The sequence below is a fragment of the Bradyrhizobium sp. U87765 SZCCT0048 genome (genome assembly GCF_018131225.1).
Classification (GTDB): domain Bacteria; phylum Pseudomonadota; class Alphaproteobacteria; order Rhizobiales; family Xanthobacteraceae; genus Bradyrhizobium_A.
In genome coordinates this window covers 681,322-699,537 of the sequence record NZ_JAFCMM010000001.1, presented here as the reverse complement: position 1 = coordinate 699,537, position 18,216 = coordinate 681,322, and the positions used below count along the sequence as shown (strand labels likewise).

15 protein-coding genes are annotated in these 18,216 nt (G+C 66.3%); 12 read left to right on the top strand and 3 right to left on the bottom strand.

Annotation, left to right across the window (positions count from 1 at the left end):
• Positions 1-55 precede the first annotated feature (55 nt).
• Together JQ639_RS03010 and JQ639_RS03005 are read left to right on the top strand one after the other, a co-directional pair.
• Positions 56-1,219 (top strand): saccharopine dehydrogenase family protein, encoded by a 1,164-nt coding sequence (locus JQ639_RS03010; protein WP_211969475.1) that lies wholly within the window; start codon positions 56-58, stop codon positions 1,217-1,219.
• Between the two features lie 106 nt (positions 1,220-1,325).
• A complete protein-coding gene (locus JQ639_RS03005; protein WP_211969476.1) occupies positions 1,326-2,222 on the top strand; it encodes an alpha/beta fold hydrolase in 897 nt (298 codons plus the stop codon).
• Positions 2,223-2,313: 91 nt separating this feature from the next.
• Here the strand turns inward: JQ639_RS03005 and JQ639_RS03000 are convergent, their stop codons facing one another.
• Positions 2,314-2,727, bottom strand: a complete 414-nt coding sequence (locus tag JQ639_RS03000) for a DUF2147 domain-containing protein (RefSeq protein ID WP_211969477.1) — start codon at positions 2,725-2,727, stop codon at positions 2,314-2,316.
• A 216-nt stretch (positions 2,728-2,943) separates the two neighbouring features.
• On the opposite strand from JQ639_RS03000, the gene JQ639_RS02995 reads away from it, so the two are divergent.
• The 5 genes from JQ639_RS02995 to JQ639_RS02975 all read left to right on the top strand — a co-directional run bounded on the left by JQ639_RS02995 (position 2,944) and on the right by JQ639_RS02975 (position 8,185).
• Positions 2,944-4,041 (top strand): MipA/OmpV family protein, encoded by a 1,098-nt coding sequence (locus tag JQ639_RS02995; protein WP_211969478.1) that lies wholly within the window; start codon positions 2,944-2,946, stop codon positions 4,039-4,041.
• Positions 4,042-4,066: 25 nt separating this feature from the next.
• Complete coding sequence (locus tag JQ639_RS02990; protein ID WP_211969479.1) at positions 4,067-5,287, top strand: saccharopine dehydrogenase family protein; 1,221 nt, start codon at positions 4,067-4,069, stop codon at positions 5,285-5,287.
• 1 nt (position 5,288) lies between these two features.
• Entirely contained in the window at positions 5,289-5,903 is a 615-nt protein-coding gene (locus tag JQ639_RS02985; protein ID WP_211969480.1) for a hypothetical protein, read from the top strand.
• A 28-nt stretch (positions 5,904-5,931) separates the two neighbouring features.
• The gene (locus tag JQ639_RS02980; RefSeq protein ID WP_211969481.1) at positions 5,932-6,525 is read left to right on the top strand and encodes a TetR/AcrR family transcriptional regulator; all 594 of its coding nucleotides are present in this window, start codon (positions 5,932-5,934) and stop codon (positions 6,523-6,525) included.
• Between the two features lie 196 nt (positions 6,526-6,721).
• Positions 6,722-8,185, top strand: a complete 1,464-nt coding sequence (locus tag JQ639_RS02975; RefSeq protein WP_211969482.1) for a flavin-containing monooxygenase — start codon at positions 6,722-6,724, stop codon at positions 8,183-8,185.
• A gap of 23 nt (positions 8,186-8,208) precedes the next feature.
• Here JQ639_RS02975 and JQ639_RS02970 read toward each other — a convergent pair whose 3' ends face one another.
• Positions 8,209-9,129: a response regulator transcription factor gene (locus JQ639_RS02970; RefSeq protein ID WP_211969538.1), complete on the bottom strand. Its 921-nt coding sequence runs from the start codon at positions 9,127-9,129 to the stop codon at positions 8,209-8,211.
• A complete protein-coding gene (locus JQ639_RS02965) occupies positions 9,119-12,520 on the bottom strand; it encodes a hybrid sensor histidine kinase/response regulator (RefSeq protein ID WP_211969483.1) in 3,402 nt (1,133 codons plus the stop codon). Before JQ639_RS02965 ends, JQ639_RS02970 begins: the two co-directional genes overlap by 11 nt.
• Positions 12,521-12,873: 353 nt before the next feature.
• On the opposite strand from JQ639_RS02965, the gene urtA reads away from it, so the two are divergent.
• From urtA to urtE, 5 genes are all read left to right on the top strand, one after another.
• Positions 12,874-14,136 (top strand): urea ABC transporter substrate-binding protein, encoded by a 1,263-nt coding sequence (gene urtA, locus JQ639_RS02960; protein ID WP_211969484.1) that lies wholly within the window; start codon positions 12,874-12,876, stop codon positions 14,134-14,136.
• A 237-nt stretch (positions 14,137-14,373) separates the two neighbouring features.
• Entirely contained in the window at positions 14,374-15,300 is a 927-nt protein-coding gene (gene urtB / locus JQ639_RS02955) for an urea ABC transporter permease subunit UrtB (protein ID WP_211969485.1), read from the top strand.
• Between the two features lie 35 nt (positions 15,301-15,335).
• On the top strand, positions 15,336-16,499 hold the full coding sequence (gene urtC, locus JQ639_RS02950; RefSeq protein WP_211969486.1) for an urea ABC transporter permease subunit UrtC: 1,164 nt from the start codon (positions 15,336-15,338) through the stop codon (positions 16,497-16,499).
• Positions 16,500-16,509: 10 nt separating this feature from the next.
• On the top strand, positions 16,510-17,265 hold the full coding sequence (gene urtD, locus JQ639_RS02945; protein WP_211969487.1) for an urea ABC transporter ATP-binding protein UrtD: 756 nt from the start codon (positions 16,510-16,512) through the stop codon (positions 17,263-17,265).
• A 241-nt stretch (positions 17,266-17,506) separates the two neighbouring features.
• On the top strand, positions 17,507-18,196 hold the full coding sequence (gene urtE, locus JQ639_RS02940) for an urea ABC transporter ATP-binding subunit UrtE (protein ID WP_211969488.1): 690 nt from the start codon (positions 17,507-17,509) through the stop codon (positions 18,194-18,196).
• Positions 18,197-18,216: the final 20 nt, after the last annotated feature.

Below are 18,216 nucleotides of genomic sequence, written 5' to 3'. Positions count from 1 at the left end.
AAACATCACAACTGTTGTGTAAATCGCTCCGCAGTCATGCGGAGGGATGTTGGACATGCGGGTGGTGGTGTTGGGCGGCGCGGGCGGCATGGGGCGGACCGCGGTGAAAATTGCCGCGGAGCTCGGCTTCGTGCGCGAGGTCGTGGTGGCCGATCGTCATCTGGCGGGCGCCGAACAGGTCGCGGCGCGGCATCGGGCGAGGGCGCGAGCGGCTCAGGTCGATGTGCGCGACGCGCAGGCGCTGGCCGGCCTGCTCGGCGGCGCCGACGTGGTGATGAACGCCGCGGGGCCGTTCTTCGAGCTGGGCGTGCCGGTGCTGCAGGCGGTGATCGCCGCAGGCGCCCACTATCTCGACATCTGCGACGACTGGGAGCCGACGCTGGAGATGCTGGCGCTCGATGGCGAGGCCAGGACGCGCGGCGTCACCGCGATCGTCGGCATGGGCGCGAGTCCCGGGCTGACCAATCTGCTCGCGGTGGTCGCGGCGCGCGCGATGGCGCATCCGCTGGAGATCCTGACCGGCTGGTCGATCGACGGCGCCGAGGCCGAGCAGGCAAAGCCGCGGTCCGACGAGCCGAGCGCCGCCGTCGTGCACTGGATGCAGCAATTGTCCGGCAAGATCCGCGTGCACAGCGGTGGCGCGTCAGTGCTGGTCAAGCCGCTGCAGCGCCGTGAAATCGACTTTCCCGGCCGTGGTCCGCTCGCGGTGTGGAGTGTCGGCCATCCCGAGGCGGTGACGCTGCCGCGCGTGTTTGGCGGTCTGCGGTCCTGCGCCAATGTCATGGTCAGCGCCGACGAGCGCACGTTCGCCGGCCTTCGCGTGCTGCAAACGCTGGTCGATCGCAAGGTCCTGTCCGTGAAGGAAGCGGCGCGCGAGATCGAGAAGCCCAACCGGGAAGCGGGGGCGAGGCGGGCGCACGCCGTCGAGATGCCGTCGCTGTTCGGTTGGGCGCGCGGCGAAACGGCGGGACGACCGGTGATTTCTGCGGCGTGGCTGCGTGGCCTGCCTGCAGGCGGCATGAGCGGGGCCACCGGCGTGCCACTCGGCCTCGCGCTGCATCTGTTCGCGCAAGCCAAGCGGCCGCCCGTTGGCGTCCTGACACCGGAGGAGGTGATCGACCCCGCCTGGTTCTTCGACCTGTTCGCGCCGTATTGCGGCTTCGCCTCCGGCGCCGATCTCCTCGCCATGGACGAACTTTCGCCAGGCGTCGGAGCCTAGCGCGACGGCTTGCGTCCGAGCGGGTCGTCCATCGCGTGGCGGCGACGGCCCGTCGCGGATGCGAAAGACATCCAACACATCATAAACACCCCATCGAGGTGCTCGCATGCACGATCTCCAGCCCGCTTCCAGTCGCCCGCGGCTCGCCTGGCAGAGCGACGGCAAGTCTTCCGATGTCCCGGTGCTGCTGATCCACGGCCTCGGTCAGACGCTGCATGATTGGCCTGTTGCATTCGTGGACGGGCTGACCGGCGCCGGCTGCCGGGTGATCCGGTTCGACAACCGCGACGTCGGCCGTTCGCCGCGCTTCGATCACCTCGGGGCGCCGCCGCTGCTGCGCCTGTGGCTCTGCAGCACCCTGCGGCTGCCGCAATGGGTGAGGCCGCCTTACAGCGTCGCGGAGATGGCGGCGGACGCGGTCGCCCTGCTGGATGCGCTCGATATTCCCGCCGCGCATCTCGTCGGCGCGTCGATGGGCGGCATGATCGCGCAGCACATCGCGCTCGCCCATCCCAGGCGCGTGCAGTCGCTGACGCTGATCATGTCGTCGTCGGGCGCGCCCGGATTGCCATCGCCGCGCAGCGATGTGCAGAAGGCGCTGAGCGGCGGCGAGCCGGCCAGCCTGCCGGCCGCGATCGCCGCCGCCACTGCATTCCGCCGTCTGATCGCCGGGCCGCTCGCGGCGGACGATCTTGCCGAACTGGAGCAGCGCGTTGCCCGGTCGACGGCCTATGGCTGGCCGGGCGGCGCCGGTGTCGCGCGTCAGTACGCAGCGATCCTGGCGGACCGCGCGCGCTGGCGGCAGCTCGCGCGCATCGCCGTGCGTTGTCTTGTCGTCCATGGCGAGCGCGATCCGCTGCTGCCCCTGGCGCATGGGCAGGACGCGGCGGGGCGAATCCCGGGCAGTCGTTTTTTGCCGCTCGCGGCCATGGGGCATGAGATCACCCCGTCGCACGCCAGCGCCATGGTGCCGGAGATCCTGCGCCTGCTGCGGGAGACGTGAATCGAAACGCCCATGCGCTTGCCGCGCATGGGCGTCGGTGCCGTTCAGGCCCGGCCGCGGGGCAGGGGATGTCGCATGTTCGAGAGGGTGATCAGCGGCAGCGCTGGCTGGGCTGCGATGTCTTCGGCCAGGTCTCGCCCTCGCTGCCGCCGAGCACGAGTCTTGAGGCATCGCCTGTCACGGCGAAGCCGCGCTCGGTCTTGCCGGTCGCCGGATCGTAGGCGGAGGCGTTGTCGCCGGAGCGGGCGAACGTCAGCACCGCCATGCCGCAGATCGGGCGCGAGCGCCGCGCGGGATTCGGATTGGCCTGGTCGGTCTCGCCATCCTTGAGGCCCTCGCCCCACACCAGCACGCCGCAGATGTTGCTGCCGCAGGGCTCGAGCTTGACGATCCCGGACTTGTCCTGGGTGATGAAGTAGCCGCTGTCGGGGAGCGCCGCCGCCGAGGCCGCGCTCCCGAAGGACAGGGTGGCGAGTGCCGCCAGCGCGAGATCAGTCCATCGCATGTCAGTTTCTCCTGGTTTGCCGTGAGAGATCGGCGGGCACGCTGCTGTCCGGTCGCCGATGGGGATGTCCGTATCCCGGTCGCAAATAAATTACAACAGTTGTTGTGTAGCAAATATCGATGTGGTAGTCCGATCCGACATAACAGTCGTTATGTAAAACGAATGCCGGCAACGGCATCGATCAGGGGAAATGCTCAGATGTGGGGTGGTGGTTCCTTGAGGACGCTTGTCCTCTGTTCCATGGCGGCCGTGGCGTGCAGCGCTGCGGATGTCGAGGCCGGCATGGTGCGGCCGTCGACGGGGGCGCAGGCGGTGACGGACGTCGAAGCGACGACAGATGCGGACCGGTCGGGGGCGGCGGCGGCCGGGCGCAAGCACGACAACGAAGCGAAAGAGAAGGGTGCCAACGGGCGTTCGCGGACGAAGTCGCGCGATGGTGCGAAGACGGCGTCCGAGGGCGCCCCGGCGCCGATGACGATGACCGCGGCCAGCGACGCGGCGGTCGATGCCGCAAGCCCGGCGACCGGGGTCTTGCCGGTGGACGAGCCGGCGGTCAAGGTCGAAGGCCATATCGGCGTCCGCCTCAGCAACCAGAGCGACTACGAAGGCGCGAAAACGCGCAAGACCTTTGCCGCGCCGAATGTCGAGATCACCTTCAACGACCGCTTCTTCTTCAGCATCACCGACAGCATGGGGCTGGACATCGGCGCCGACGCCAAGCCGCAGGTCGGCGTCTATCTCGTCAGCACGCAGGCGCTGAAGGTCGGCCTCGCGCTCACCTATGAGAGCGCGTTCGACAAGAAGGGCGAACAGTCGATCTACGCCGCCGACACGGCGGTCGCGCCGGACCTGCGGCTGTTCGCAACCTATACGTTCGGCAACAATCAGGTGGCCGCGCGCTATTCCCGCGTGCTGGGCGGCTCGCAGAGCGAGAAGCTGTCGGTCGGCGCCTTTCATCTGTTCGAGCTGCGGCCCGACCTGACGCTGACCATGGGCGGTTCGGTGACCTGGGCCAACCAGAAGGCGGTCAACGCGCTGTTCGATCCGATGACGACGGTGTCCGACGGCTTCGGGGGCACCATCACGGCACGCGCATCCGACCTGATCGAGCTGGATGGCGGCATCGCCAGGCGCCCGTCCGCCGGCATCAAGAGCGTCGATGCCGTCGTCGCTCTCGAATACTGGTTCTCCAGGTCGCTGTCGGTCGAGATGATCGGCGCCGTGGTCTACCTCACCGACAATGTGCGGGGGGCGCCGGCGGTCGACACGCCCTGGGTGTCCGGCGTGTCCACCATCATCAAGCATCACTTCTAGCGCGCCCGTGCGGAGAGAGACGACCATGAGCCAGGACAACAAGCTGCTGGTGCTCGGCGGCGCGGGCGCGATGGGGCGCGTTGCCGTCAAGACGATCTTGGGCACGACGACCTTCTCCTCGATCACCATCGCCGACCGGGCGTTCGAGGCGGCGAGGAAATTCGCCTATGAGCTCGGGGACCCCCGCGTCAAGGCGATCGGGCTGGACGTCAACGATGCCAATGATCTGCATGCGGCGCTCGGCGGCGCTGACGTGGTGATCTCCACCGTCGGCCCGTATTACCGATTCGGGACGACAGTGCTGCGCGCGGCGATTGACAGCCGCACGCACTACCTCGACATCTGCGACGACTGGCAGCCGACCATCGAGATGCTGGCGCTGGACGACGAAGCGAAGGCCGCGGGAATGTCCGCGATCATCGGCGGCGGCGCGAGCCCGGGAATTTCGAACCTGCTGGCCGTGAAGGCGGCCGCCGTGCTCGATCGTGTCGACACCCTGCACACGGTCTGGGGCACCGGCAAGCGCGCGGCCGACGACGATGTCGTCGAGAACAGTGCGGTGCTGCACCACTTTCTGGCGATGGTGATCGGCCAGATCCGGGTGCAGCGCGAGGGCGCGCAGGTCGACGTGCGTCCGTTGCAGCGCCTGGTGATCGATTTCCCGGGGATCGGGCGGGTGCCGGTCCACACCATCGGGCATCCCGAGCCGATCTCGCTGCCGCGGCGATTTCCATCGCTGCGCCACAGCGTCAACGCGATGGATATGCCACGCGGGATCATTTCGGTGCTGAAGTCGGTCGGCCGGCAGGTCGAAACCCGGCGCATCGGCTTCGACGATGCGGTCGGCTATGTCGGCAAGGTGTTCGCGCAGAGCGACACGCTGGGGCTGAGCGCTGCGCTGCGCGAGGCCGCCCGTTTCACCTGGGGCGCGGCGGTCGAGATCGCGACTCGCAAGAAATACCTGCCGATGCTGTCGGCCTATGCGGAAGGCCTGCGGCAAGGCCGGCCGGTGCGGGTCGGCGTGTCGATGCGCGGCGAGGTCCCCGGTGGCATGGCCGCGATGACCTGTGTGCCGACCGCGATCATGGCGGAGATGCTGATGGCCGGGGAGGTGGAGCGGCGCGGTGCCTTCGCCCCGGAAGCCGGTGTCGATCCCGACCGCTTCTTTGTCCGGCTCGCGCCGTTCACCACGACGCCGACGCCGGAAGGATCATTGCTGCGAACCGTCCAGGAGGAGGCTGCCTGACATGACCCTCGTGACCAGTGAACCGGTGAAGGCCATTCGCAAGCGCGGCGTCGGCCGATGGTGCCTGCGCCAGATCAACCAGCAGAACTACCCGGCGGCGATGTCGGCGCTGGTGGACGCCGTCATCGTCGTGCCGATCGTGTGCGTGCTTGCGCTGATCGACTACTGGGACGCTTCGACCGTTCTGCTCTACGTTCCGACGCCGGATTTGTCCGGCAAGTCGTTCGGTGAGATCGTCAGGATTCTGGTGATCTCGAACGAGGAGAACGTCTTCGACCAGGTCTATGGCGGCCTGATCGTGTCCTGGCTGTATTCGTTCTTTGCCTATGGCTGGATGATCCGGCAGCGCAAGGCCGGCCGGTTCGCGCCGGAGTTGCCGCAGAGCGCCACATGGGTCTGGCCGGGGTTCTGGCGGCTGACCGCCACGCTCGTGGTCTGGATCGCCGCGACGATCGTGGCGCAGGACCAGGTCGAGAGCTATTGCGAGGCCGCCGGGCTCGACACCGCCATCACCGTGGCACGGTCGATGGTGATCATTGCTGCAACCTCCAGCCTGATCCAGTATACGTTCAGCTATGTGCTCGTATCGACGGCCTTCAGGATCGGAAGGGCGTGATCGGGTGGGCGCGATGGGACGGGTTGAAATGAGGCAGTTGTCGGACAATCAGCGGGCGCGGCGGGCGGACGTGGTGGAGTGCGCCTGGCGCGTGATCATCCGGGACGGCGTCGACCGCGCCAGCATCCGCTCGATCGCCCAGGAGCTCGGCGGCACCACCGGCATCGTCACCCACTATTTTCGCGACAAGGACGAGCTGCTGCTGTTCGCGCTCGATCGCGTCATCAAGGCGATTCAGGCGGTCGAATTCCCGGAGAAGAAGTCCGAGCTGACCATCAAGGCGATCGTCGGCAGCTGGCTCAAGATCCTGCCGACGTCCGATGAGAGCAAGGATAACTGGCGGGTCTGGACGGCGTTCACCGGCTATGCCGTGGGGCGCGAGCACCTGATGGCCGAGTACCGCAAGAGCCACAACGAACAGGTCGCCGACGTCGCCAAGGGCTTCGCCTCGTTGCGCGCGGCGGGGCTGCTGCATGCCAGGGGCAGCGATCGCGACGACGCGATCGCCTGTCTTGCACTGATCGATGGTCTGGGCATTGCCTGGGTGATCAATCCCGACCGTTATCCCCCCAAGGTCTTTCGCACCGTCCTGAGCGATTTCTTCGACGCCCGCGCGCCCTAGGCGGCGGTCCGCCGGCGTTTCGTCGCCACGCCGGAAGATGTTGCAGCTGACGCCGTTGCCTTCGCGGCCGCGGCGCCGCGCGGCCGTTGCCGCGGTTCGATCACGGGCAGGGCCGTTGCGGCCTGCGCAAGGCGCGGATCACAGCGATCCATGCCCAAAATAAATAACAACAGTTGTTATAATGATGGAGAGTCAGATGCAGGTGGACGGAACCGCGATCGAGCGCGAGGTGATCATTGTCGGGACCGGATTTTCCGGGCTCGCGATGGCGATCGCGCTGCTGCGGACCGGGGTCAGGAATTTCCTGGTGCTGGAGCGCGCCCATGAGGTCGGCGGCACCTGGCGCGACAATCACTATCCGGGAGCTGCCTGCGACATTCCTTCGCATCTCTACTCCTACTCGTTCGAGGGCAAGCCGGACTGGTCGCGCAAATATCCGCGCCAGCCGGAAATCAAGGCCTACATGCAGCACACCGCGCGCAAGTACCGGGTGCTCGACCACATCCGTTTCGGCACCACGTTTCGCGGCGCGCGGTTCGATGCGGCGGCGGGCAAATGGCATGTCGACTGCGGCGAGCGCCAGTTTCGCTGCCGCTTCCTGGTGCTGGGCACTGGCGGCCTCAGCGAGCCGGCGATCCCGACACTGCCCGGCGCCGCGACGTTCGCTGGCCCGGCCTTTCACTCGGCAGCGTGGGACCATACGGTGGCGCTGGACGGCAAGCGGGTGGCGGTGATCGGCACCGGCGCGAGCGCAATCCAGTTCGTGCCGCAGATCGCGCCACGGGTGAAGCAGCTCGACGTCTATCAGCGCACGCCGCCCTGGATCGTGCCGCGCGACGATCGGCCGTTCACGGCGCTGGAAAAGTTCACCTTCGCGGCGCTGCCGTTCGTGCGCAAGCTCTACCGCGAGCTGATCTTCTGGCACAACGAGTATCAGGGCATCGGCATTTTCAAGCCGCATCTGATGAAGAGTGCGGAAGCGCTGGCGCGCCGCCATATCGAAAGCCAGATATCTGATCCGGCGCTGCGCGAGCAGGTCACGCCGCGTTATGCCATGGGCTGCAAGCGTATCCTGATTTCTAACGACTGGTATCCGGCGCTCGCCCGGCCGAACGTGTCGGTGGTCAGCAGCGCGATCGGCAGCGTCGGCGCCAATGCCATCACGACCGCCGACGGTGTCGCGCGGCCGGCCGATGTCATCATCTGTGGCACCGGCTTCCAGGCGACGGCGCTGCTGCAGAACGCCGACATCGTCGGCCCCGGCGGCGTCGCGCTCAAGGAGCGCTGGGCGGCCGGCGGCGAGGCGTATCTCGGCACCAGCATCAAGGGCTTTCCCAACCTCTTCACCATCACCGGGCCGAACACCGGGCTCGGCCACAACTCGATGATCTACATGATCGAGACCAATGTGAACCAGATCCTCGAGACCATTCTGGTGGCGCGCCGCCGCAACGCGCGGCGGGTCGAGGTCAAGCCCGAGGTCCACGACCGCTACAACAGCGAGCTGCAGCGCGATCTCACTGGCACGGTGTGGCAGTCCGGCTGCCGCAGCTGGTACCAGACCGACAGCGGCAAGATCACCACCATGTGGCCGGGCTACTGCTTCCAGTTTGGCCGCCGCGCCCGCCATTTCCGCAGCGGTGATTATATCGTGGAGTAGGGGGCTGGAGTGAAAGGCGTCCCCTATTTGCGCGACGCCTTCACCGCCATCGCCGCCGCCGCCGTGCGGTTTTCGACGCCGAGCTTGGCGTAGATCTGCTCGAGGTGCTTGTCGACGGTGCGGGGGCTTAAGCCCAAAATCTGGGCGATGTCCCGGTTGGCCTTGCCTTTGCTGAGCCAGGCCAGCACCTCGCCCTCGCGCGCCGTGAGGCCCAGCTCCTTGCTGAACTGCGCTGGCGTGTCGGGGCTGGAATCGCGGGCGATGCGCAGCAGGAATTCATCGGCGCCGAGCTTGCCCATGAACTGCAGCCGCAACTGCTCACCGGCAAGGAAGGGGATTTGTGCGGGTCTGGCGTCGGCGCGGCCGGCGTCGATTTCCGTCAGCCACGCCTGCAGCGGCGCGGCGAGGGCGGCCGGCTCGGCCGCCGCGGGAGCGAGCAGCTTCTGCGCCTGCGGCGTCGCCCACACCACGCGGCCGGCGCGGTCGGCGGCGAACAGGTAGCGGCCGGAGACGTCGAGCGCCATGCGCGCGCTCTGCGCGAGGCGGGCGTTGGCGAGGTGGACGCGGATGCGCGCCAGCATCACCTCGATGACGATCGGCTTGGTGACATAGTCGACTCCGCCGGCCTCCAGCCCCCTGACGATGTGTTCGGTCTCCGCCAGACCCGTCATGAAGATCACCGGCACATGGCTGAGGCTGGCGTCGTGCTTGAGCCGGCGGCAGGTTTCGAAGCCGTCGATCCCCGGCATCACCGCGTCCAGCAGGATGATATCGGGCGTGATCTGCTCGGTGATGCGCATCGCGGCGGCGCCGTCCAGCGCCACCATCACGGTCATGCCCGCGGCGTCCAGCGCGTCGGTCAGCAGGCGCAGGGTATCGGGCGAATCGTCGATGACGAGCGCGACGTCGCGCCGCCTGGGGGCGTGGTTCGGGTCATGGGCCATCGGGATGGTGGTCGGGAGCCTGAGCGTCATGGGAATGCAACATCTTGAGCACGGCGGCGTACTGATGGAAATCGAATTCGTCGACCAGGCCGCGCATGCGCGCGACGAATGCGGCATGTTCGGGGGTGTCGGCGGCGAGGCGCTCCAGCTTGCCGCGGATCGCGCTGACATGGCCGATCTCGCCGAGCTCGATCAGTTCCTCGACATCCTGCACGGATGGCAGCGGCCCCACGCCGGGCGTCCACACCGGCGCCGGCTTGTCGTGGCCGGCATGCTGCCACTCGATCTTCAGGAGCTGGCCGATCTGTTCGAGCACGCGCGCGACATCGATCGGCTTCATCAGGTAGCCGTCGTGGAAGGGCTGCGCGAGCGGCCGGCCGTGAGCCTCCAGCGCGCTCGCCGAGATCATCAGGATGCGGGCCTGATGGTGGCCGGCGGCGCGCAGGGCCTCGGCGACGCTCCAGCCGTCCATGCCGGGCATGGAAATGTCGAGCAGGAACAGGTCCGGCTGGCAGTGGGCGGCGAGCGCAAGGCAGGACGGGCCGTCCTGGGCGCTGAGGATAATGAAGCCGAGCGGCGCCAGCACCTGGCGCAGCAGTTCGCGGTGGGAGGGATCGTCGTCGGTGATCAGCACGGTCTTGCGCGGGCCAAGATAGCCGAACACGGGTTTGGCGATCGGCGCCTGCCGCGTCGGATTGGTGACCTCCGACAGCAACAGCTTGACGCGAAACGTGCTGCCGGCACCGACCGTGCTGGCGACGCGGATGTCGCCGCCCATGACGCCGGCGAGCAGGCGGCTGATGGTGAGACCAAGCCCTGTGCCGGTGTGCGGCTGGGCGCTGCCGAGCGCGCCGCGCTCGAACGGCGCGAAGATGCGTTCGAGATCGTCGGGCTGGATGCCGGGCCCGGTGTCGGTGATCTCGAACTCGGCCACCGGGCTGCGGTAGTGCATGACGAACTGCACGCTGCCGTCGGTCGTGAACTTGATGGCGTTGGACAGGAGGTTGATCAGGATCTGGCGCAGCCGCTTCTCGTCGGCGTAGACGACCGGCGGCAGATAGTCGGGCCGGCGGAAGACGAAGTCGATGCCCTTGGCGGCGGCCTGCAGGCGAAACATGCCGACCATCTGGTCGAGGAATTCGGACAGCCGGACCTCGTCGCGGGACAAATATAGCCGGCCGGCCTCGATCTTGGAGATGTCGAGGATGCCGTCGATCAGCCCGGAGAGATGGTCGGCACTGCGGCGGACGACGCGGACCTGCTCGCGCGGCTTGGCCTGCAGCGTGGCGTCCTGTTCCAGCAGCTGGGCATAGCCGCTGATGGCGTTGAGCGGCGAGCGCAGTTCGTGGCTCAGGCCCACCACATAGCGGCTCTTGGCGAGGTTGGCTGATTCAGCCACTTCCTTGGCGCGCTGCAGCTCGGCGTCGGTGCGCTTGTGGGCGTCGATCTCCTGGATCAGCAGCGCCGTCTGGCGGCGGGTTTCCTCCTCGGCGGCGCGGCGGCTCTGTTGCGCCAGCACGAACAGCCAGGCGATGACGCCGATGATGATGACCAGCGCGAAGAACACCTTCCACAGCACATCGGCGAGCGGCATCGCCTGACCCGGAATCTCCGCGGCCGACTGCAGGTAGATCAGCCCGAGCGTCAGGCCGACGAGGCTCGACGAGATCAGGAACACCCGCAGGTAGTGACCGAGCGGCGAGTTGAGCACCGTCTCGACGCCCTCGGGCAGGATATGTCCGAGCGTCCGAGCGATCTGCTGCTGCACCCGTCCGTGCGGCTTGCACAGGTCGTGGCAGCGCGCGTCGAGCGAGCAGCACAGCGAGCAGATCGGCCCGCTATAGGCCGGGCACGACGCCATGTCCTCGGGCTCGAAACTGTGCTCGCAGATGCAGCAGGTGATCGTCGACAGGTTCTGCCAGCTGCGCTTGGGCTTGCGGGCGAGATAGTACTTGCCGCCGGTCGCGAAGGCGATGGCGGGGGCGGCGACGAACGCGGTCAGCAGCGCGACGAACGGCGACAGCGCCTTGGCCATCGGTCCGAACAGGCCATAGAACGCGCTAATCGACACGATGGTGGCGATCGCCATGGCGCCGACGCCAACCGGATTGATGTCGTAGAGATGGGCGCGCTTGAAGTCCATCACCGGCGGCCGCAACCCCAGCGGCTTGTTGACCACGAGGTCGGCGACCAGCGCGCCGACCCAGGCGATGGCGACGTTGGAATAGAGCGCGAGCGTGTGCTCCAGCGCCTTGTAGACCCCGATCTCCATGAGCAGCACGGCGACGACGACATTGAACACCAGCCAGACCACGCGGCCGGGATGGCTGTGGGTCAGGCGGGAGAAGAAGTTCGACCAGGCGATCGAGCCGGCATAGGCGTTGGTAACGTTGATCTTGAGCTGCGACAGGATCACGAAGGTGCCGGTCAGCGCCAGCGCGAGGTCCGGCTGGTCGAGCACATAGCGGAACGCGGCGAGGTACATCTGGGTCGGCTCGGCGGCGTGCTCGCCGGCGATGCCATGGCTCAGCGCGAAGAAGGCGAGGAACGAGCCCGCCAGCAGCTTGATGGCGCCGATCACGATCCAGCCCGGGCCGGCGCTCAGCAGCGACAGCCACCACGCGGTGCGGGAGGTGCTACGGTCGCGCGGCAGGAAGCGCAGGAAGTCGACCTGCTCGCCGATCTGCGCGACCAGCGAGAACACCACCGAGGCGGCGGTGCCGAACAGCAGCAGGTCGAGATGCCCGGCGGCGTTGCCATGCTCGCCCGGAAACTGCGTCCAGGCGACGAAGGATTCACGGTTCTTGAACGCGATCGCGGCGAACGGCAGCACGTGCAGCACGACCCACAGCGGCTGGGTCCAGAGCTGGAAGCGGCTGATCAGCGTGATGCCGTGGGTCACCAGCGGAATGATCACCACGGCGCTGACGAGATAGCCGATCGGGCGGGGGATGCCGAAGCACAGCTCCAGGGCCATCGCCAGGATCACCGCCTCGATGGCGAAGAAGATGAAGGTGAAGGTGGCGTAGATCAGCGAGGTGATGGTCGAGCCGATATAGCCGAAGCCAGCGCCGCGGGTCAGCAGGTCGATGTCGACGCCGCAGCGCGCCGCATAGTAGGCGATCGGCAGGCCGCAGGCGAAGATGATGACGCTGACCACCACGATGGCGGCCACCGCATTGGTGGCGCCGTAGTTCAGCGTGATGGTGCCGCCGATCGCCTCCAGCGCCAGGAACGAGATCGCCCCCAGCGCGGTGTTGGCGACGCGGGCCGCGGACCAGCGCCGCGCGCTCTTGGCGGTGAAGCGCAGCGCGTAGTCTTCCAGCGTCTGGTTGGCGACCCACTGATTATACTGGCGCCTGACGCGGTCTATCCGCTGCCGCCCGTGCACTCCACCGCTCCCGTCACCCTCGATCCGTTACCCACATTCGTCGTGCGCTGAACTCAGCGCGACAGAACCAAAACCAGGTCTCCAGTCTTCCTCCGTCATCCTGAGGTGCGCGCTCTTGCGCGCCTCGAAGGATGAACGGCCGAGGCGTCTCACGCTTGGGCCGTCGCCCTTCGAGGGTCCCGCGACGCGGGACCACCTCAGGGTGACGGATCACGTCGATCCGTTGACAACCTCATCCGCAATCTACGTCGCAGTTTTGCGGTGCAGTATACGCGATCCTGCGTATCTGTGCAGCGCACAAATTCAGCAATCCTCGCCCCATCGCCGCGTTGTCACAACCAGAAGGGGTCGTCATGTCTGAGGAACGGGATAGAGGGTTGCAATCGGCATTCCGCCGAAAGCTGCTGATGGGAATGGCGGCGTTGCCGGCGCTGTCGCTGCTGCCAAAAACGGCATTGGCCGACGTTCCTGCCACTTCGGTGGTCAACACCACCGGGCTCGCGGTGACCGACACCGAGGTGACGGTCGGCATCCTGCACTCGGTCACCGGCACCATGGCGATCAGCGAGACCGGCTCGGTCGAGGCGGAAAAGCTCGCCATCGAGCAGATCAACGCCGCCGGCGGCGTGCTCGGCCGCAAGATCAAGTTCATCCAGGAAGACGGCGCCAGCGACTGGCCGACCTTCGCCGAGAAGGCCAAGAAGCTGCTGGTCAACGACAAGTGCGCGGCCGTGATGGGCTGCTGGACGTCGGCCTCGCGCAAGGCGGTGCTGCCGGTGTTCGAGCAGTACAACGGCATGCTGTACTACCCGACCTTCTATGAAGGCCTCGAGCAGTCCAAGAACGTCATCTATACCGGCCAGGAGGCGACGCAGCAGATCATCGCCGGCCTCGACTGGGTCAACAAGACCAAGGGAGCCAAGAGCTTCTACCTGCTGGGATCTGACTACATCTGGCCGCGCACCTCCAACAAGATCGCGCGCAAGCACATCGAGGGCCACCTGCAGGGCTGCAAGGTGGTGGGCGAAGAGTACTTCCCGCTCGGCCACACCCAGTTCAACTCGGTGATCAACAAGATCAAGCTGACCAAGCCGGACGTCATCTACGCCATCATCGTCGGCGGCTCGAACGTCGCGTTCTACAAGCAGCTGAAGGCGGCAGGCATCGATCTGTCGAAGCAGACGCTGCTGACCATCTCGGTCACCGAGGACGAGATCGACGGCATCGGTGGCGAGAACATCGCCGGCGCCTACGCCTGCATGAAGTACTTCCAGTCGCTCGACAATGCCAACAACAAGGCGTTCGTCGCCGCGTTCAAGAAGATGTGGGGCGAGAAGACGGTGATCGGAGACGTCACCCAGGCTGCCTATCTCGGCCCGTGGCTGTGGAAGTTGACGGTCGAGAAGGCCGGCAGCTTCGACATCGACAAGGTCGCGGCGGCGTCACCGGGCGTGGAGTTCAAGGGCGCGCCGGAAGGCTATGTCCGCATCCACGAGAACCATCACCTGTGGTCGAAGACCCGCGTCGGCCGCGCCCGCGCCGACGGCCAGTACGACCTGATCTACGAGACCGCCGATCTCGTCGAGCCCGATCCGTTCCCGAAGGGCTACCAGTGACGAGGGTGGCGTAGCGGAGACGGAGACGACGCAACACCGGCTTCTCTCCGTCATCCTGAGGTGCGCGCCCTTGCGCGCCTCGAAGGATGGAAGGCCAAGGCGGTGCACAGGCCGCCGCTGTGCGGTCCGGCCTTCACGATCTCCCTGGCGCGGACGGCGGTCCGCGTCACATCCCTCGCGCCGCGGGTCACATCCCGCGGCGCGAGCCTTTCCCTCGAAATGCGGCAGGAGCATGTGATGTTCGGCGACTATTCGCTCGGTGATCTCTCCTCGATCTTCGTGATGCAGGGTTTTGCCGGGCTGATCCTGTTCTCGGTGTTCCTGCTGATGGCGCTGGGGCTCGCCATCATCTTCGGCCAGATGGGCGTCATCAACATGGCCCATGGCGAGTTCATGATCCTCGGCGCCTACGTCACCTGGATGACGTCGGGCTTCTTCCAGGCGCATCTGCCGGCGCTGTTTCCCGGCTACTTCTTCGTCGCCATGGCGCTGGCGTTCTGTGCCTCGGGGGCGCTGGGCATGCTGGTGGAATGGGCGCTGATCCGCCATCTTTACAAGCGGCCGCTCGATACGCTGCTCGCCACCTGGGGGCTCAGCCTGATCCTGCAGCAGGCCTACCGCTCGATCTTCGGCGCGCGCGAGGTCGGCGTCGAGCTGCCGGAATGGATGATGGGCTCCAAGCAGGTCACGGATTCCATCGAGATCCCGATCAACGGCATGTTCGTGATGGCTCTCACCGTGCTGATCACGCTCGCCGTCGCCTACATCATGTTCCGCTCGCGCTGGGGCCGCCAGGTGCGCGCCGTGGTGCAGAACCGCGTCATGGCCGGCGCGGTCGGCATCAACACCGAAAAGGTCGACCGCTACACCTTCGGGCTCGGCTGCGGCATCGCCGGGATCGCCGGCAGCGCCTTCACCATGATCGGCTCGACCGGGCCGACCTCGGGCCAGCTCTACATCGTCGACACCTTCCTGGTCGTCGTGTTCGGCGGCGCCGCCAGTCTGCTCGGCACCATCGCGTCCGCCTTCACCATCTCCCAGGCGCGCTCGACGCTGGAGTTCTTCACCTCCGGCTCGATGGCCCAGGTGATCACGCTGCTGGCGATCGTCGGCATTCTGATGCTGCGGCCGCAGGGGCTGTTCGCCCTCAAGGTGCGCAAGTGACGCCGCAAGCGACAGGCCGGGAAGGGGGCTTCGCCATGATCGATACGCCACGTGTCTTCAATCGCTCCGAATGGATCGGGCTCGCCGTGCTGGCCGTGCTGCTGGTGGTGGTGTTCCCGCTTTGCCTCGACATCTTCCGTCTCAACCTGGTCGCCAAGTACCTGACCTACGCTTTCGTCGCCATCGGTCTCGTGCTGTGCTGGGGCTATGGCGGCATTCTCAGCCTGGGGCAGGGCGTGTTCTTTGGTCTCGGCGGCTACTGCATGGCGATGTTCCTCAAGCTCGAGGCGTCGAGCGTCGCCAACACCAAAATCCAGTCGACGCCGGGCATTCCCGACTTCATGGACTGGAACCAGCTCACCCAGTTGCCGTTCTTCTGGAAGCCCTTTCACAGCCTGACCTTCACCATCGTCGCGATCCTGGTGGTGCCGGCGGTGTTTGCCTTCATCGTCGGCGCGGCGATGTTCAAGCGGCGGGTCGGCGGCGTCTACTTCGCCATCATCACCCAGGCGATCGCCGCCATCCTGACCATCCTGATCGTCGGCCAGCAGGGCTACACCGGCGGCATCAACGGCATCACCGACCTGCGCACCCTCAACGGCTGGGACATCCGCACCGACCACGCCAAGTTCATCCTCTACTTCGTCGAGGTCGCCTGCCTGTTCGGCTGCATCGGCGTCGCCCAGTTCATCCGCCACTCCAAGCTCGGCCGTATCCTCGTCGCCATGCGCGACAAGGAGGACCGGGTGCGGTTCTCCGGCTACAGCGTCGCGAATTTCAAGATCTTTGCGTTCTGCGCCGCAGCCGTGTTCGCCGCGATCGGCGGCGCGCTGTTCACCCTCGAGGTCGGCTTCATGTCGCCGTCCTTCGTAGGCATCGTGCCGTCGATCGAAATGGTGATCTACACCGCGGTCGGCGGCCGGCTGTCGATCTTCGGCGCCATCTACGGCACGCTGCTGGTCAACTTCGCCAAGACCGGGCTGTCGGAATCCTTCCCGCAGCTGTGGCTGTTCGGTCTCGGTGCGCTGTTCATCGCCGTCGTGCTGGCATTCCCCGATGGCCTCGCCGGCATCTGGCGCGACCATGTCCAGCCGCGGATCGATGCGGTCTTCAAAATGCGCAAGGCCAAGAGCGACATCGGCAACGGTAGCGGCGGCTGGGGCAAGAGCTCCGTGGCCGATGGCGCGCCGGCGGAGTGAGGAGGGCGACATGCTGATCGGTCATCAACCCAAGGATTTCCTGCTCGCCGTCGAGGGGCTGACGGTGTCGTTCGACGGCTTCAAGGCGGTCAATGATCTCTCTTTCTATGTCGACGAGAACGAGATCCGGGTCATCATCGGCCCGAACGGCGCCGGCAAGACCACCGTCCTCGACCTGATCTGCGGCAAGACACGGGCGACCGCCGGATCGATCCAGTTCCGCGGCCAGGAATTGACACGGATGAAGGAGAACGAGATCGTCCAGGCCGGCGTTGGCCGCAAGTTCCAGACGCCGTCGATCTATGACGATCTGACGGTGTTCGAGAACCTTGAAATCTCCTACCCTCGCGGCCGCACCGTGTTCGGCGCCCTGGCGTTCAAGCGTGACGCCGCGGTCCGCGAGCGGGTGGAAGAGGTCGCCGAGATGATCTTCCTCAGGGACCGGCTCGAGATGCGCGCGGACCTGCTCAGCCACGGCCAGAAGCAGTGGCTGGAGATCGGCATGCTGCTGATCCAGGACCCGGAGCTGCTGATGCTCGACGAGCCGGTCGCCGGCATGAGCGTCAGCGAGCGCGTCAAGACCGCCGAACTGCTCAACCGCATCATCAAGGATCGCTCGGTGCTGGTGATCGAGCACGACATGAAGTTCGTCGAGGACATCGCCCACAAGGTCACGGTGCTGCACCAGGGCCAGATCCTGTCGGAAGGATCGATGGACAAGGTCAAGACCGATCCCAAGGTCATCGAAGTCTATCTCGGGCATTGAACATGGCTCGTTTCGGCACCGTTGCATTTCTCCGTCATCCTGAGGTGCACAGCAACTCGGCTTCGCCGAGTTGCCTACTTGCCTCAGACGCAAATCGGGTAAACCCGACTTGCGTTGCGCAGCGAGCCTCGGAGGATGCGCGGCCGAGGTGTCGAATGCACGGGCCGTCGCCCTTCGAGGGCCGCGCGTCGCGCGGCCACCTCAGGGTGACGGATCACGTAATCAACTGAGGAGCACGCGCATGCTTGCCATTTCCGATCTTCATGTCGCCTACGGCCAGAGCGAGGTGCTGCACGGCCTCAATGTGGCGGTCGCGCCCAACGAGATCGTCGCCATCATGGGCCGCAACGGCATGGGCAAGACCACGCTGATGAAGGCGCTGATGGGCATCGTGCCGACGAAGAGCGGCTCGGTCAGCATGAACGGCGTCGAAGTGTCACGCCTCAAGAGTTATGAGCGCGTCGCACAGGGCCTTGCCTATGTGCCGCAAGGGCGCATGATCTTCTCGACCATGACGGTGCAGGACAACATCGAGACCGGTCTTGTCGCGTCCGGTGAAAGCCGGGTGCCCGACGACATTTACGAGCTGTTTCCCGTGCTGCTGGAGATGAAGGGCCGCCGCGGCGGCAATCTGTCTGGCGGCCAGCAGCAGCAGCTCGCGATCGCCCGGGCGCTCGCCACCAGGCCCAAGGTGCTGCTGCTGGACGAGCCGACCGAAGGCATCCAGCCCTCGATCATCCGCGAGATGGCGCGCACCCTGAAGCGCATCCGCGACCAGCGCGGCCTGTCGATCGTCGTGTCCGAACAGGTTCTGAGCTTCGCCCTCGATATCGCCGACCGCGTGCTGGTGATCGAGAACGGCGAGATCGTCCGCGACGACCCGCGCGCTGCAGTCGACGAGGCGCAGGTCGCAAAATTTCTGTCCGTGTAACCAAGGTGAACTTGAAGGAA